The organism is Pseudomonas fluorescens group sp. (assembly GCF_020093335.1).
Taxonomy (GTDB): domain Bacteria; phylum Pseudomonadota; class Gammaproteobacteria; order Pseudomonadales; family Pseudomonadaceae; genus Aquipseudomonas; species Aquipseudomonas petroselini.
This window is the reverse complement of the sequence record NZ_JAIOKW010000002.1, coordinates 279,353-295,088: the sequence shown is the minus strand read 5'-3', so window position 1 is coordinate 295,088 and position 15,736 is coordinate 279,353. Positions and strand designations below refer to the sequence as shown.

12 protein-coding genes and 1 pseudogene are annotated in these 15,736 nt (G+C 62.5%); 5 read left to right on the top strand and 8 right to left on the bottom strand.

Annotation, left to right across the window (positions count from 1 at the left end):
- Positions 1-188: 188 nt before the first annotated feature.
- From K7431_RS04250 to K7431_RS04235, 4 genes and pseudogenes are all read right to left on the bottom strand, one after another.
- Positions 189-521 carry a hypothetical protein gene (locus K7431_RS04250; protein WP_224265926.1) on the bottom strand — a complete coding sequence of 111 codons (333 nt, stop codon included), beginning with the start codon at positions 519-521 and terminating at the stop codon, positions 189-191.
- A 26-nt stretch (positions 522-547) separates the two neighbouring features.
- Positions 548-928: pseudogene (locus K7431_RS04245) on the bottom strand (hypothetical protein); the annotation flags it as partial.
- 134 nt (positions 929-1,062) lie between these two features.
- Positions 1,063-4,146, bottom strand: a complete 3,084-nt coding sequence (locus K7431_RS04240) for an efflux RND transporter permease subunit (RefSeq protein ID WP_012724794.1) — start codon at positions 4,144-4,146, stop codon at positions 1,063-1,065.
- A gap of 2 nt (positions 4,147-4,148) precedes the next feature.
- On the bottom strand, positions 4,149-5,255 hold the full coding sequence (locus K7431_RS04235; RefSeq protein ID WP_012724793.1) for an efflux RND transporter periplasmic adaptor subunit: 1,107 nt from the start codon (positions 5,253-5,255) through the stop codon (positions 4,149-4,151).
- Between the two features lie 101 nt (positions 5,256-5,356).
- Between K7431_RS04235 and K7431_RS04230 the strand changes: the two genes are divergently transcribed.
- Entirely contained in the window at positions 5,357-6,562 is a 1,206-nt protein-coding gene (locus K7431_RS04230) for a multidrug effflux MFS transporter (RefSeq protein WP_043205491.1), read from the top strand.
- Positions 6,563-6,640: 78 nt separating this feature from the next.
- Entirely contained in the window at positions 6,641-8,572 is a 1,932-nt protein-coding gene (locus K7431_RS04225) for a TonB-dependent receptor domain-containing protein (protein ID WP_012724791.1), read from the top strand.
- Here K7431_RS04225 and K7431_RS04220 read toward each other — a convergent pair.
- Together K7431_RS04220 and K7431_RS04215 are read right to left on the bottom strand one after the other, a co-directional pair.
- Positions 8,569-9,888 carry an ATP-binding protein gene (locus K7431_RS04220; RefSeq protein WP_012724790.1) on the bottom strand — a complete coding sequence of 440 codons (1,320 nt, stop codon included), beginning with the start codon at positions 9,886-9,888 and terminating at the stop codon, positions 8,569-8,571. The two genes, K7431_RS04225 and K7431_RS04220, sit on opposite strands and share 4 nt — an antisense overlap.
- A 20-nt stretch (positions 9,889-9,908) precedes the next feature.
- Positions 9,909-10,652 (bottom strand): response regulator transcription factor, encoded by a 744-nt coding sequence (locus K7431_RS04215; RefSeq protein WP_012724789.1) that lies wholly within the window; start codon positions 10,650-10,652, stop codon positions 9,909-9,911.
- A 179-nt stretch (positions 10,653-10,831) separates the two neighbouring features.
- Between K7431_RS04215 and K7431_RS04210 the strand changes: the two genes are divergently transcribed.
- The gene (locus K7431_RS04210) at positions 10,832-11,692 is read left to right on the top strand and encodes a pirin family protein (protein WP_012724788.1); all 861 of its coding nucleotides are present in this window, start codon (positions 10,832-10,834) and stop codon (positions 11,690-11,692) included.
- 68 nt (positions 11,693-11,760) lie between these two features.
- Positions 11,761-13,206 carry a mechanosensitive ion channel domain-containing protein gene (locus K7431_RS04205; RefSeq protein WP_012724787.1) on the top strand — a complete coding sequence of 482 codons (1,446 nt, stop codon included), beginning with the start codon at positions 11,761-11,763 and terminating at the stop codon, positions 13,204-13,206.
- A gap of 4 nt (positions 13,207-13,210) precedes the next feature.
- On the opposite strand, the gene K7431_RS04200 is transcribed toward K7431_RS04205, so the two are convergent.
- Entirely contained in the window at positions 13,211-13,648 is a 438-nt protein-coding gene (locus tag K7431_RS04200; protein WP_012724786.1) for an Rrf2 family transcriptional regulator, read from the bottom strand.
- Between the two features lie 144 nt (positions 13,649-13,792).
- On the opposite strand from K7431_RS04200, the gene K7431_RS04195 reads away from it, so the two are divergent.
- Positions 13,793-14,677, top strand: a complete 885-nt coding sequence (locus K7431_RS04195) for an NAD(P)/FAD-dependent oxidoreductase (RefSeq protein WP_043205490.1) — start codon at positions 13,793-13,795, stop codon at positions 14,675-14,677.
- A gap of 34 nt (positions 14,678-14,711) precedes the next feature.
- Here K7431_RS04195 and K7431_RS04190 read toward each other — a convergent pair whose 3' ends face one another.
- Positions 14,712-15,554, bottom strand: coding sequence for an alpha/beta fold hydrolase (locus tag K7431_RS04190; RefSeq protein ID WP_012724784.1), 843 nt, complete (start codon positions 15,552-15,554; stop codon positions 14,712-14,714).
- Between the last annotated feature and the right edge of the window lie 182 nt (positions 15,555-15,736).

Below are 15,736 nucleotides of genomic sequence, written 5' to 3'. Positions count from 1 at the left end.
AAACAGCCAATGCCGATTTACCTGAAAGTACCCACTGCCTGCACTGGGGCCGCTTCGCGGCCCAACGCGAGCAAGCTCGCTCGCCACAGTGGGGGCGGTGCTGTTCTGGAGGGCGTTGGTGTTACCAAGTTGACGGGTCTTCGAGGCTGGCTTTTTGGAGGTCATCTTTCCAGACCTCGTTGGCGAGTCTATAGATGTCGGCGAAGAAACCTCGGGGGGGCGGCTATTTCTGTTTCGTTCCAGGCCATGGTTATGTATTCGTCGTAATCGTTTTCAAATTCTTTCGAAAAATCAAATTCGGAATTGTCTAGTGCATCTCTGAGAGCAGAGATCAATATAAAACGACGCCTGTAGGAAAGGTACATAAGGTCTTTCAGGATGAAAGAAACTATGATTTTTTCCCTATCTTTTTGGTTGTTGGGGTCGTACTTCCATAGCTCTTTTCCAATTGTTTCCTCAAGGTCGTGTATCGATAATGCACCTAATATATGAGAGATATTAGGGACGTATGGAGTGTTCATAAAAGGGCATTTCAGCATCGTCTGCTCAACATCCGTATCCAACTGGATATCGCCGACAAATAAATAAACATCAGCGGCTCATCGCTGAGCACCAGCAGGCCGTGGGCAATCGAGTTTTTACCGAGTTTCAGCAGTTCATCCAGTTCGGTCTGGGAGATGTACTGAGCGCTCTGGAATATATGCACCAGGGTCAATTTGCCATTGGCCTGGCACGTAGCGACGGTGCTGCTTGGGTAAAGAGAGCGGTTGATCGGCGCGACCAGCGCCACTTCATCCCCGACCTTGAAGACTTGCTCGACATCCAGCGCCGAAAAGCTCCAAAAGCTCGAAGCCCAGTCATCAAAGGTATTCAGGCACTCCCGGAAGTCGCGAAAGACGCTCTCGACATCGACCGTCTTCACATCCATTGGGGTCAGGGCCAGCCTGCCAATGGCCGGGGTCAAGAAACAGCTCCAACAACAAGAAAATCCATCTGCAATCCCTCGCACTGTGTAATCAGGCGAGGGACTTTGCGGACCTTCTCAGGGGAAGGGAGTAGAGCTTATCCGGCCGTTACGTGGGAAGTTTCGACAACTTTCGTCTTCTCCCGCCCCAGCACCAGACTGCACAGCGCCGGCAAGAACAACAGCGTCAACACCGTGCCCACCAGCACTCCGCCAATCAGCACATAGGCCAGGGACGACCAGAACACCGACAACGTCAGCGGAATAAACGCCAGCGCCGCCGCCAACGCGGTCAGGATCACTGGCCGTGCGCGTCGCACCGTGGCTTCAATAATCGCCTCGCGAATCGGCATGCCGTGGTCCTGGTTCTGGCGAATCTGGTCGGTAAAGATCAGCGTGTTGCGCATCAGAATCCCGCCAATCCCGATCAAACCCAGAATCGCGTTGAAGCCGAACGGCTGGTTGAACAGCAGCAAGGTCGGCACCGCGCCAATCAAACCCAGTGGTGCAGTGGCGAAGACCATGAACATCACACCGAACGAGCGCACCTGGAACATGATCACCGTGAGGGTCAGCAGGATCATGATCGGGAACAGCGCGGCCAGGGCGACGTTGGCCTTGGCGCTTTCTTCCACCGGGCCGCCGATGTCGATCTGGTACCCGGTAGGCAGCTTGGCGATCAGCGGCTGCAGGTCTTTGTACACGGCCATTTCCACGTCGGGCGGTTGCACGCCGTCGATGATGTCGGCGCGCACTTCGACGGTGGTCGCGCGGTTGCGGCGCTTGAGGATCGGTTCCTCCATCACCGCCTGGAAATGCCCGACCTGGGCCAGCGGCACCGAGGTGCCGGCGCTGTTGGTGAGGGTCATGTTGTTGAGGTTGCCGAGGTCCTCGCGTTGGTTGCCCTGGGCGCGCGCGACCACCGACACAGTGCGGTTGCCTTCACGCACTTCGGTGATCGGGTTGCCGCTGAGCAAGGCGTTGAGCTGGGATTTCACCTCGTTGGGGGTGAAGCCCAGCAGGCGCAGACGGTCTTGATCCAGTACCAGGCGATAACCGCTGGTGCGCTCGCCCCAATCAAGGAAGGCGTCCTTGGTCAGTGTGTTGGCGGCGACGACCTTGCGCACGTCCTCGGACAGACCGCGAACGACGTCCACATTCGGGCCGGAAACACGGAACACCACCGGGAACGGCACGGGCGGGCCGAACAGCAGTTGCGTCACGCGCACCCGTGCCGAGGGAAACTCACCGGCGGCGATGCGTTCACGCATGCGTACTTTCAGCGCGTCGCGGGCATGGGAGTCCGGGGTTTGGACGATCAGTTTGGCGAACGCCGGGTCCGGCATTTCGGGGTTCAGCGACAGGAAAAAGCGCGGTGCACCGCCGCCCACATAGGTGTCGACCAGGGTCGTTTGCGGCTCTTGCAGCAGCGCCTTTTCCAGTTGCGCAGCCACCGCTTCGGTACTTTTGAAGGCGCTGCCCGGCGGCATATACACCTCAAGAATCAGCTCGGAACGGTCGGAGTTGGGGAAGAACTGCTTCTTCACCACACCCATGCCTGCCACGCACAACACAAATGCGCCGACGACCAACCCGGTCACCAGCCAGCGCCGCTGCACGCAGGCTTGCACCAAACTGCGCAGTTTCTGGTAATAGCGCCCGGCGTAAATCGCATCATGGCCGCCGGGCACCGGCTTGATCTGTGGCAGCAGCTTCACGCCCAGGTACGGCGTGAACACCACCGCCACCAACCATGAAGCAATCAGTGCAAACCCGACGATCCAGAAGATATTGCCGGCGTATTCCCCCGCACCGGAACGCGCGAAGCCTACCGGCAGGAAGCCAATAATGGTCACTAAGGTGCCGGTCAACATTGGCGCTGCCGTGGAGCTCCAGGCAAAGGTCGCCGCGTGAATCCGGTCGAAGCCTTCCTCAAGCTTCACCACCATCATTTCGATGGCGATGATTGCGTCATCCACCAGCAGCCCCAGGGAAATGATCAGCGCGCCCAGGGTAATGCGGTCGAATTCACGCCCGGTGAGCAGCATGATCACAAACACCACCGACAAGGTCAGCGGCACCGCGGCCGCCACCACCAGCCCGACGCGAAAGCCCAGGGCCAACAGGCTGATCACCATCACCACCGCCAGGGCGACGAAGAATTTCAGCATGAACTCGTTCACCGCCAGGCTGATGTTTTTCGCCTGGTCGGAGACCTTGGCGAAATTCACGCCCAGCGGTAGGTCGGCCTGGATCTTGGCTTCCTGGGCCTTGAGGCTCTTGTCCAGGTCGAGGCCGTTCCAGTGTTTCTCCATGATCACGCCGAGCATCAACGCCGGGTCGCCCTGATGGCGGATACGGTAGCTGGGCGGGTCTTCATAGCCTCGGCTGACGCTGGCCACATCGGCGATGCGCAATAGACGGCCGTTGACTTGCAGGGGCACGTTTTCAATCAGCGCCAGGCTGTCGAACGCGCCGTCGATGCGAATGTAGGCGCGGGCGCCGGCCGTCTCGACAAACCCCGACGGCGCCACGGCGTTCTGGGCGGCGAGGGCGGCAAAGATCTGGTCCGGCTTGATACCCAGCGTTGCCAGGCGCTCATAGGAAAACTCGACAAAGATCCGCTGCGCCTGCTCACCGAGGATATTGACCTTCTTCACCCCCGGCAGGTTGAGGAAACCCTGGCGCAGGTCTTCGGCCATCTGCACCTGTTGGCGGTGGGGCAAGTGCTCGGCTTCCAAGGCGTACAACGCAAAGTACACATCGGAATACTCATCGTTGAAGAAGGGGCCGATCACGCCGCTGGGCAACCTGGCGGCTTCATCGCTGAGTTTCTTGCGGGTCTGGTAGAACAGCTCCTGGACCTCGCTGGGGCGCGTGGACTCCTTGTAGGTCATGCGCATCGACACGAAGCCCGGCTGGGCGATGGTCTCCACGCGGTCGTAGTAGTCCAGCTCCTGCAGGCGTTTTTCCAGGCGGTCGGCCACCTGCTCCTGCATTTCCTGGGCGGTCGCGCCCGGCCAGGCGGCGGTGATGGTCATCACCTTGACCGTGAATAACGGGTCTTCGGCGCGCCCCAGCTTGCCGAACGAGAAGATCCCGGCGGCGAGGATCGCAATGATCAGGAACAACGTGACCGCGCGATGCTTGACCGCCAGTTCCGAGAGGTTGATACCGCGCATGCTCAGTTTTCCTGTTTGCGGTTGAGGGCCAGCACTTGGGCGGGCAAGAGACGCACGGCGTCACCGCTGTGCAGCAGGTGCGCGCCGAGGGCAACGATGAGCTGTCCGGGCGTAACGCCGCTGTCGAGCAGGGCCTCTTCCTGGCCGAGGCTGGCGACGTTCACCGGGGCGAAGCTGACCTTGTCGTCTGCGCCGATCAGCCAGACGCCGGTGCCTTGTCCTGAGTCCTGCAGTGCGCCGATGGGCACGCGGGTTTGCGGCGCCTGGCCGTTGCCTTGCAGGCGCACGGTGATGGTGGAGCCGAGGGCGAACCGGTCGACGGCGCCGTGCAATACGTAGCGGGCGCGGTAGGTGCGGGTGGTCGGGTCGGCGCTGGCGGACAGTTCCCGCAGGGTGGCGATCACCGCCTGGTCCGGGGCGCCGAAGGGGAAGGCCAAGGCTTTTTGCGCGGCCTGGTCGCGCTGGTTTTCCGGCAGGTTGACGATGGCTTCGCGGGCGCCGTCATGGGCCAGGCGCGCAACGATCTGCCCTTCGGCGACCACCTGGCCACGGTCCGCCCGCACGTCGGTGATGATGCCGTCGCCGTCGGCCTTGAGGACGGAATAGGTGCGGCGGTTTTCGATCTGGCTGGCGTCGGATTGTGCGGCGGCGAGCTCGGCTTCGGCGACGCGCAGGTTGGTCGCCGATTGGTCGAAGATCTGCCGTGACACCGCGCCGGTACTGGCCAGGCGTTGGTAACGGTTTTCGTCGTCGCGGCGCTGGCGCAGTTGCGCCTGGGCGGCGTTGACGCGGTTCTTCGCCGAGCGCAGGGCCAGTTCGAAGTCGCCGATGTCCAGCACCAGCAGGGTGTCGCCACGGGACACGTGCTGGCCGGGGTCGACTTTACGCTCGATGACCTTGCCGCTGACCCGGAACCCCAGGTCGCTTTCGGTGCGCGCCGCGACCACGCCGGTGTAGGCGCTTTGCTGGGTGCCGGCGGCTTCGACTTTGGCGGCGAGGACCGGGCGTGGCTGGGGCACTTCAGCGGCGGTATCGGCCTTGCTGTTGCAGCCATTGAGGACGATCAACAGCGCCAGGGGCGTGACAAGACGCAAGGGGAGAGGGTGCATGGCGGGCTCCGGGGTGACTAGGGGGCAAAAAATTATGGACATAATTTTTTACGCATATTATGGTCGAAATATAAATTAATCCAGCCCCCCGGATGCCCTCCATGACGAACGCCCCGGTCCCATCACGAAGCCTGTTGTTTCTACTGGTGGCCCTGACGGCGCTGGGAGAGGTTTCGACCCAATTGATCATTCCCGGCCTTGGCGCCATTGAGCAGGCGTTGGCCGCTCCCGCCGGTTCCGCGCTGATGGCGCTGTCGGCGTTTGTGGCAGCCTTTGGCCTCGGTCAATTGCTGTTCGGGCCGCTGTCGGACCGTATCGGCCGGCGCCCGGTGCTTATTGGCGGCCTTGCGCTGTATGTGCTGGCGACCTTGTCGATGCTGCTGGTCGACGACATGTATCAGTTCATCGCCGCCCGCGTGCTGCAAGGCCTCGGCGCTTGCGCCGCGCTGGTACTGGCGCGCACGGTGGTGCGCGATGTGTGGAAGGCCGAAGCGGGGCCGGCCCTGGCGTTGACCATGATCGGCATGCTCTACGCCATTGTGGTGGCGCCGATGGTCGGCGGGCTGCTGATCAAATTGTTCGGCTGGCACGCGCCGATCATCCTGGCGTTGACGATTGGCAGCGTGGTGTTGCTGCTGGCCGTGCTGTTCTTTCGCGAGAGCAACCACGCCCTCGACCCCAAGGCCGGCCATTGGCGCACCCTGGGCGGGCAATACCTGGATCTGCTCAAGGGTCGCCAGTACCGTGCGTTCGCCGTGGCCCTGGCGTGCACCTATGGCGCCATGTTTTCGGTGATCGCCGGTTCATCGACGGTGTTTATCAACTTACTGGGTTTCAGCAGCCTGGAGTACGGCATCAATTTCGGCCTGATCGTGTCGATGCTGATCGTCGGCTCCACTTACACCCGACGCAACATCATGCGCCTGGGGCCGCAGCGGATTGTGGCGATGGGCGTGGCGCTGGTGGCCTTCGGCGGGGTGTTGGCCGTGGTCATTTATGCCCTGTTCGGCTTGTCGGCAGTGGGACTGGATATCCCGATTGCCCTGGCCACCCTCGGCGGCGGCCTGGTCTTGCCCGGTTCGGTCACCGGCGGCGTGATGCCCAACGCACACCGCGCCGGGTTGGCGGCGGGGTTGATGGGGTTTTCGCAGATGTTCGGCGCCACCTGCAGCGGCGTGCTGTTGAGCCACCTGCGTGACGGCAGTGCCGCGCCGATGATCATCATCCAGGCGTGCTTTGCGGTGACGGCCTTCGTGGCGTTTCACCTGCTGCGCGAGCGGCGCACAGCCCTAGTGCCCAGTGTTTGAGTTGTCACACTTTGTCCAAGTTATTTCGACCTAGATGATTACGATTCTCTTTTGAGTCCAATCCTAAGGTCCACGCCCATGCTTGCTGCTTCTCGCTTCTCACCCCTGGCCCTGCTGGTTGCCGGCAGCCTCAACGCGCATGCCGACGAGCCCTTGGCGCTCAATGACGTCGTGGTGACGGCCTCCGGCTTTGCCCAAAGTGTGGAAGACGCGCCGGCCTCCGTCACGGTGATCGATGGCGAAGCGCTGCGCCGTAAATCCTACCGTGACCTCGGCGACGCAGTGCGCGACGTGGAGGGCGTGACGGTCAATGGCGGCGCGAATGAAACCGACATCTCCATCCGTGGCATGCCGGCTGACTACACGCTGATCATGGTCGACGGCAAACGCCAGAGCGCACGGGAGTCGCGGGTCAATGGCAACAGCGGCTACGAGCAAAGCTTCGTGCCGCCGGCCGCAGCCATCGAGCGTATCGAAGTGGTGCGCGGGCCGATGTCGTCGCTGTATGGCTCGGATGCAATCGGCGGGGTGATCAACGTGATCACACGCAAGGTCTCGCCGACCTGGGGCGGTTCGGTGGGTTACGACTATTCCGCACGCCAGCACAGCGACCAGGGCAATGCGCGCCAGACCCAGTTCTACCTCAGCGGCCCACTCAAGGAAGACTTCCTCGGCCTGCAGGTGTGGGGCCGTTACCTGGACCGCCAGGCCGACGACGATATCGAGCAGACCAATGGCTTTAGTAAGGCCGACCACCGTGACCTCACCGCACGCCTGGCCTTCACGCCGACCCTCGACCACGACATCCTGCTGGAAGCGGGCGCCACGCGCCTGAAGAACGGCGACGGCATGAGCGCCAACTGGGCCACCCGCGAGCAGGAAAACAACCGCGATCACTGGTCGCTGTCCCATCAGGGCCGTTGGGGCTGGGCCACCTCAGACGTCGCGTTGTCCCAGGAAACCTCCTCCCGCGAAGGCAAGGCCACTCCGGAGCAAACCGATATCTACGGGCGCAAACCCGAGATCAAGAACACCGTGTTCGATGCCAAGCTGGTGGTGCCCACTGCGCATAACGTCAGCACCGTCGGCCTGCAATGGAATGAAAGCGAGTTGACCGACTGGAATCAGGGCCTGGGCGACCGCGTCGACTATAAGTTCTCGGTGGTGCAAAAAGCCCTGTTTGCCGAGAACGAATGGTCGATGACCGACAACTTTGCCCTCACCACCGGCCTGCGGTTGGACGAGCACGAAGAGTACGGCGCCCACCTCAGCCCACGGGTCTACGGCGTCTGGCGCGCCACCGAACAGTGGACGCTCAAAGGCGGCATCGCCCGTGGTTTCAAGGCCCCGGAACTGCGTGCGGTGGTCGAGGACTACGCTTACCTGCGCCGCAACCGCTTCGTGATGTTCGGCAACCCCGACCTCAAGCCCGAGACCAGCACCAACTATGAAGTCTCGGCGTTGTGGAGTAACCGCGACAACCTGTCGGCCGGCGTCACGCTGTTCTACAACGACTTCCAGGACAAGCTCTCCACCGTCACCACCGACCGCCGCTGGAACACCTACACCATCATGGAGCGGGTCAACGTCGACAAAGCGATCATTCAGGGCGTGGAACTGAACGGCCAATGGGACATCAGCCCCAGCGTGCTGCTCAAGGCCAATTACACCTACACCGATTCGGAGCAGAAAAGCGGCGCCAACAAAGGCGCACCCCTGGCCCTCACGCCAGAGCAAAAGGCCAACGTGCGCAGCGAATGGACAATCAACGACCGCACCCAGGCCTGGGTTTCGCTGAGTTACTACGGTGAAGAAACCGGTAATACGATTACCGACGAACCGGCGCCGGGCTACACCACCGCCGACCTCGGAGGCTCCTTCGACGTGAACGATTCGCTGACCCTCAACGCCTCCCTCAACAACCTCACCGACAAGCGCCTGGACGATGAAACCTATGGCACGGTGAACTACGGCCGCACCCTGTGGATGGGCGCCACGCTCAACTTCTAAAGCGCCGCCGGCAATCGCACCACCGCGCACAGCCCGGCCGGTGGGCGATTCTCCAACACCAGTTCGCCGCCATGGGCCTGGATGCACGAGCGTGCAATCGCCAGGCCCAGCCCCACGCCCCCGTCGCTGACGCCACGCTGCACAAAGGGTTCGAACACCTTGGTGAGCCAGTCCTCGGGCAAGCCTTGGCCGTGGTCGAGAATCTCGATGCACAGCCAGCCGTTATCCTGGCGTGCCAGGCTCAACCGGGCATCACCGGCATGGTGCAGGGCGTTGTCGATCAGGTTGGTGAGGGCGCGTTTGAGCGCCAGGGGGCGACAGGTCAGCATCAGCGGCGGTGCGCCCGTCCAGTTAACGGGCTGTTGCAGGCGTTGGTAACGCTTGGCCAAGTCGTCCAGCAGCGCGGTGAGTGACAGCGTGGTGGTGGGTTCCTGCACCGCATCGTCACGCACGAAATTCAAGGTTTCGCGCACCATCGCACTCAACTCGCTGAGGCTTTCGAGCATGTCATCACGGGCCTCGCCGGGTTCGAGCAATTCCACCTGCAGGCGCAGTTCGGTGAGCGGCGTGTTCAGGTCATGGCTGACCGCTGCGAGCATCCGCGTGCGGCCTTCGACATGCCGGGCGAGGTTGGCCTGCATGGTGTTGAAGGCGGCGGTAAGGTCGCGGGCTTCCTGGGGGCCTTGTTCGGGCAGCGGCGCGATCCATTCCCCACGGCTGACGCGCGCGGTGGCCTGGGCCAGGGTCCGCACCGGGCGTACCACGCGGGCGATGAAAAACATCACGATCAACAGCACCGGCAGGGTCGTCACCGGCAGGCTGTAGGCCAATACCCGGCCCCATTCGTAGGCACCGGCGGGATATTGCACGGCGTTCAAGTAGCTGCCGTTGGGCAACGGGACGCTGGTGCGCAGGCGCAAGGGGGCCCAGCCGGCGGGGCTGAACACGTGGGTGCGCGCGTCGGCGCCGCTGACTCTTTCCAACTGCATGCCGATGGCTGCGGCGGGGTCCAGCTGCAGTTGGCTGCGCAGCTCGTCGGCCAGTCGCTGTTCTTCCGGGCGCAGCTCAAAGGGCGCGACTTCCGCCGTGTGGGCAATCCAGAAGCGCGTGTCGTCGGTGCCGATGGCGGCTAACAGGTGCTCGGTCTCACTCGGCGTCAGATCGATGGCTGCATGATGGGCGGTGCTCAAGCGTTCCAGGCTGAAACGGCGGGACAACGGGTGGATCAGGCTGCCGGTGCGCTGCAGGAACAACATCGCGATGGCGTTTGAGGCCAATAGGGCCAGCAGCAACAGCAGGCTTAGCTGACGCGCCATCGTGCGCGGCCACAGCCGACTCAGGGCGTGCATTCATTGACCTCGGCGGCCAGCAGGTAACCACCGCCCCAGATGGTGCGCAGCAGCTCCTGCGCTGCATCGCCCTGGGCGAGCTTGCGGCGCAGGCGGCTGACCTGGCGATCGATCGCGCGGTCGCTCACGTCGCTGTCGGCGGCGGCCGTGAGGTCGATCAGCCGTTCGCGGGGCAACAGGGTGTTGGGATGGGCGAGAAACACTTGCAGCAGGCGACTTTCGGCGGTGCTGAGCTGGACAGCCGGGCTGCCGTCGCGGCGCAACGTGGCGCCAGTCACGCTGAAATGCCAGCCGCCGAATCGATAAGCGCGTGCGCCACTGCGCGGTGCCGCAGGCCCGGTATTGCGGCTTTGGCGACGCAATACACTGTGGATGCGTGCCACCAGTTCGCGAGGCTCGAAGGGCTTGGTGACATAGTCGTCGGCCCCCAGGTCCAGCCCGCGCACGCGGTCGGCGGCGTTGTCGCGGGCGGTCAGCAGGATCACCGGGGTATTGCTGCGCCGATGCAGCTGGTTGCACAGCTCAAAGCCATCGCCATCCGGCAACAGCACGTCGAGTACCACCACGTCGAAGGCTTGGGTCTTGAGCAATTGCCACATGCCGGCCGCATCTTCGGCGGTGCGCACATCAAAGGTGTGGCGGCGCAGATAGGTGGCCAACGGCTCGCGAATTTTGCGGTGGTCATCCACCACCAGCACGCGAGGCGCGGCAGGCGCAGGGGCAAACGGCATTGCAGCCCTCGGAGGGTTGAGCGGGAGAGCGGGATATTACTACGAGTCATTATCATTAACGCTGTTTTTGTGCTGGCGTCGCGTAATACCGTTCTATCAGTGGAACGATCAGGGTTGTTTTCATCGTCTAGCGCCGAATTGATATTGGTTTTAAGGTGTATGCACTTTGGAGGACTACCATGAAAAAACTCATCGGCATCTACACCAGCCCCCGCGCTCATTGGGTCGGCGACGGCTTCCCGGTGCGCACCCTGTTTTCCTACGACACCCTGGGCAAGCACATCAGCCCATTCCTGTTGCTGGACCACGCCGGTCCGGTCGATTTCACCCCGACCGCACAACGTCGCGGCGTCGGCCAACACCCCCATCGCGGCTTTGAAACCGTGACCATCGTCTACGACGGCGAAGTCGAGCATCGTGATTCCACTGGCGCCGGCGGCAAAATCGGTCCGGGCGACGTGCAATGGATGACCGCCGCCAAAGGCATCCTCCACGAGGAGTTCCATTCCGAAGCCTTCGCCCGCAGCGGCGGGGTGATGGAAATGGTGCAACTGTGGGTCAACCTGCCGGCCAAGGACAAAATGGCCGACGCCGGTTACCAGACCCTCGTCGATGGCGACATCCCGGTGCTGCCACTGGCCAACGATGCCGGGCAACTGCGCCTGATTGCCGGTGAATTCGCCGGCACCCAAGGCCCGGCGCGTACGTTTACGCCGATTGACGTGTGGGACCTGCGCCTCAAGGCCGGCAAGGCGGTCACCCTGGACCTGCACGCAGGGCGCAACACCGCCCTGGTGATCCTGCGCGGCACGGTGTTGGTCAATGGCGAGGAAGTCGCGCGCCAAGGGCAATTGGCGTTGTTCGAACGCGACGGCAGCCAGCTCAGCCTGGCGTCCAACGACGACGCGAAGGTGTTGTTGCTCAGCGGCGAGCCGATCGACGAGCCCATCGTCGGGCATGGGCCGTTTGTGATGAATACCGAGCAGGAGATTCATCAGGCGTTTGCTGACTTTCAGTCGGGGCGGTTTGGGCAGATGTAAGCACACCCGCTATACCCCGGAGCGGCATTTCATGCGATCTTCCCGTCATTCGCCCTGGAGTCGCCTGGATGCCCTCACTTATCGCTGATCACCCGATGCTGTGCGCCTTGGCGCTGATCTTTATCGACATCGCCGTGTGGCGCCTTATTTCCGCCAACCTCGCCAACTGGAAGCTGGCGGCGCGGTTGGTGATCTTTGCCGTGTTCAGTGCCGTGCTGTTCAACGACGGCATGAACCCCATGCAGCTCGCGCCCTATGCGGACAACACCGCCTTGCACCTGGCCGCCACCGCCTTGCAGATCGGCTGGTGGCTGTTCGCGGCGCGCACGCTGACGGTGTTGCTCGGGGCGGTGATGATGCAGCGGGTCGGGCACACCGGGCGGTTGTTGCAGGACTTGATGGGGGCGGTGATCTTCCTGATTGCGATCATTGCCGCCATGGCCTATGTGCTCGACTTGCCGGTCAAAGGCGTGCTCGCCACCTCCGGCGCGGTGGCGATCATCGTCGGCCTGGCGTTGCAAAGCACCTTGAGCGACGTGTTTTCCGGGATCGTTCTCAACACCACCAAGCCGTATCAGCTGGATGACTGGATCTCCATCGACGGCACCGAAGGCCGGGTGACGGACATCGACTGGCGCGCCACGCGCCTGCAAACCTCCCAGGGCAGCATGGCGGTGATCCCCAACTCCCTGGCGGCCAAGGCCAAGATCATCAACTTCTCGCGCCCGGCGGATATGTTCGGCCTGGCGGTCAGCCTGCAGGTCAGCCCCCATGCGCGTCCGCAAACGGTGATCGAGGCCTTGGAGCGGGCGATGCAAGGCTGCCGACCGCTGCTGGCCCAGCCGGCACCGAGCGTGGCGTTCAAGACCTCGGCAGCCGGCGGTGTCGAGTATGAAATCAGCGGGTTCGTGCCAGCCATGGCCCTCAAGCGCGAGGTGCGTAACCAGCTGTACGACCTGGCCTTCCGTCACCTCCAGGCGGCGGGCGTCGGCGTGTTGTCGGCGACCGAAAGCAGTGCGCCGCCGAGCCTGTCGGCGGGGCGCGCATTGCTTGAGCGCTCGTCGATTTTCTCCACCCTGCGCCAGGAAGAAAAAGACACCTTCAGCCAGAACATGACCCTGCACACCTACCGCAGCGGCGAAATGATCCTGCCGGCAGGGGAGGTGAGCGACCATTTGTTTATCGTCGAATCCGGCGTGGTCTCGGTGATGCTGACCAAGGCCGGGCACAAGTTCGAAGCCGGGCGCATGGGACCGGGCGAGGTGATCGGCGAGGCGGGGATCCTGTCGGACCAGGCGGCGCTGGCGGATTTCACCGCCAAGACGTCCTGCACCTTGTACCGCATCGAGAAGGAATACTTGAAACCGTGCCTGGACGCGCGCCACGACATCAGCGAAGCGATGAAGGCGCTGCTGGATTTCCGCCTGCACACCGCACAGACCTTGACCCAGGAAACGCCGGTGGTACCGGTCAAGAAAGGCTTCCTGCACTGGTTGCGCAAGCGCGGGTTGTAGCCGATCAAGGCGCCATGGCGATGCGGTAGCGCTGGTCGAAATCGTCCGCCAACTGCGCCAGCGTCACATCCCCCAAGCGCGCCAGCAACAACGACTGGGCCTGGTCGAAGGCGTCCGTCAGCGCGGCATTAACCGCCTGTTCGACCAGGCATTCGGGGTGGTCGGTAGACAGGCCGATGGCGAATAGCGACGGCGTGCCCAGGGCGTTGTGAATATCCAGCAAGGTGATTTCACTCAAGGGTTTGCCCAGGCTCCAGCCGCCCTGGTGGCCTTTTTCCGAGCGTACATAGCCCTTTTCCTTGAGCAGCCCGAGCGTGCGCCGCACCACCACCGGGTTGGTGCCGAGCATCTGGGCAATGGTCTCCGAGGTCGCGCGCGCTTCATGGCGGCCCATATGGATCAGCACATGGAGCATGCGCGAAAGCCGGGTGTCGTTTCTCATCAATAAACCTCAGGTTGAATCCTGCCCAAGTATCGTTCGTAACCTGAAAAGTTGCGAGACGCTTGACGGCGTATTTTTACGTAACTTATGGTGTATCGTGAAAGCGTTCGGACAACCGGATGCACCCAACACGGGGTCACCTTCATGATGTACGACGTCATTATCGTGGGCGGCAGCTATGCCGGCCTGTCAGCGGGCCTGCAGTTGGCGAGGGCGCGGCGCCAGGTGCTGGTGATTGATGCGGGGCAACGGCGCAACCGGTTTGCGGCCACTTCCCACGGCTTTCTCGGCCAGGATGGCCAGGCGCCGGAGGCCATCGCCGCAGAGGGGCGCAGCCAGTTGATGGAGTATCCGACCGTCACCTGGGTACAGGGCCGCGTGATTGAGGCGACTGAGCAGGCGCCAGGTTTCGGCGTTCGCACCGAATACAACGGCACGTTTCACGGCAAACGCCTGATCCTCGCTACCGGCGTGGTGGACGAGTTACCCGCCATCGAAGGCCTCGAACAGCGTTGGGGCAAGCACGTATTCCATTGCCCTTACTGCCACGGTTATGAGCTGGACAAAGGCCGCATCGGCGTATTGGCAACCTCACCCTTGGCCATGCACCACGCGTTGATGCTGCCTGACTGGGGCACCACCACCTTGTTCTCCAATGGCGTGTTCACCCCGGATGCCGAGCAACAGGCGCAGTTGGATCGACGCGGGGTCGGCGTTGAAAACGGACCGGTACGGCGCATCGTCGGTGAGCGTGCCGACCTGGAACTGGTCGACGGCCGAGTGTTCAGCCTTGACGGTATCTTCACAATGTCGCGTACCCGCATCAGCCCTTTGGCCGGGCAACTGGGCTGTGAGTTGGCCGACGGCCCCAGCGGTCCTTACCTGCACACCAATGATCTGCGCCAGACCTCCGTTGCCGGTGTGTTTGCGTGTGGCGATGCCTCCCTTGCCGCCGGTTCCGTGGCGCTGGCCGTGGCAGAGGGGGTGCGCGCCGGGGTGGGCGCGCATTTTTCGCTGATCCAGGGGTGAGGCATACGTTGCCCAGGCACCACGGGGCCGGGGTCTATTTGCTGTCGAGGAAACCCAGCAGCGCGGCATTGAACAGCGCGGGGTCTTGCAGGAACGCAAAGTGGCTGGTGTTCGGCAGGATCAACAGCCCGGCACCGGGGATGGTCGCGGCCATGTACTCGGTGTGTTCACGCTTGATCGCTTCGTCATGGTCGCCGTCGGCAATCAGGATAGGCGTCTTGATGCTCTGCAATTGCGCGTCGGTCCAGTTCGGTTGGCTGGCCCACATATGGCTGATCTGCTCGACAAACGCGTCGTACTCTCCAGGCGTCGGTGACAGCTTGGCGTACTCCTTGCCGGCGCGTTCGATAAAGGCGGCGAAGGTCGGATTTTTCTCGACGCCGTCCTTCACTCCCGCGGTCTGGGTGTTGGCGGCGAAGGCGAAGACTTTGCCGATACGGTCTGGGTCACGCAGGGCCAGGTCAATGCCGATGATAGCGCCGTCGCTCCAGCCGACGATGTCGGCGCGCGGGATGTTCAGGCTGTCGAGCACGGCCACCACATCATCCGCCATCAGGTCATAACCGTAGGGTCTGTCATCCCGTGAACTGCGCCCGTGGCCGCGGCTGTCGATGCTGATCACGGTGTGCTTGGCGGCCAACGCCTTGACCTGGTGACCCCAGTAATCGGCGTTGGACAAGCCGCCATGCAGCAGCACCACCGGCGAGCCATGACCCGTGCGGGTGTAGTAGACCTTGATACCGTTGACGGCGGCGTAACCGGTCTTTGCACCGACCACGGGGGCGGGCGTCGGCGGCAGGGTTTCCCAGCGTTCAGCGGCGTGGGCGGTCGAGAACGACAACAACAGGCAGGCAGCTGCCAACAGGCGACGTGACATGGCGATTCCTTTTTGCAGTGATCTATCAAAAGGGAGCAGGCTCTGAACTCTAGCATCGCGCCAGGCACGGTAAATACGCATTTTTGTCTATCAAAAACGGCGGTTTGAAAGAAACAAATGCAGTTATATCAATGCAATAAAGCCGTCTAAGCCAGGCAGGGGCATTTTCTTCAATACCGCCA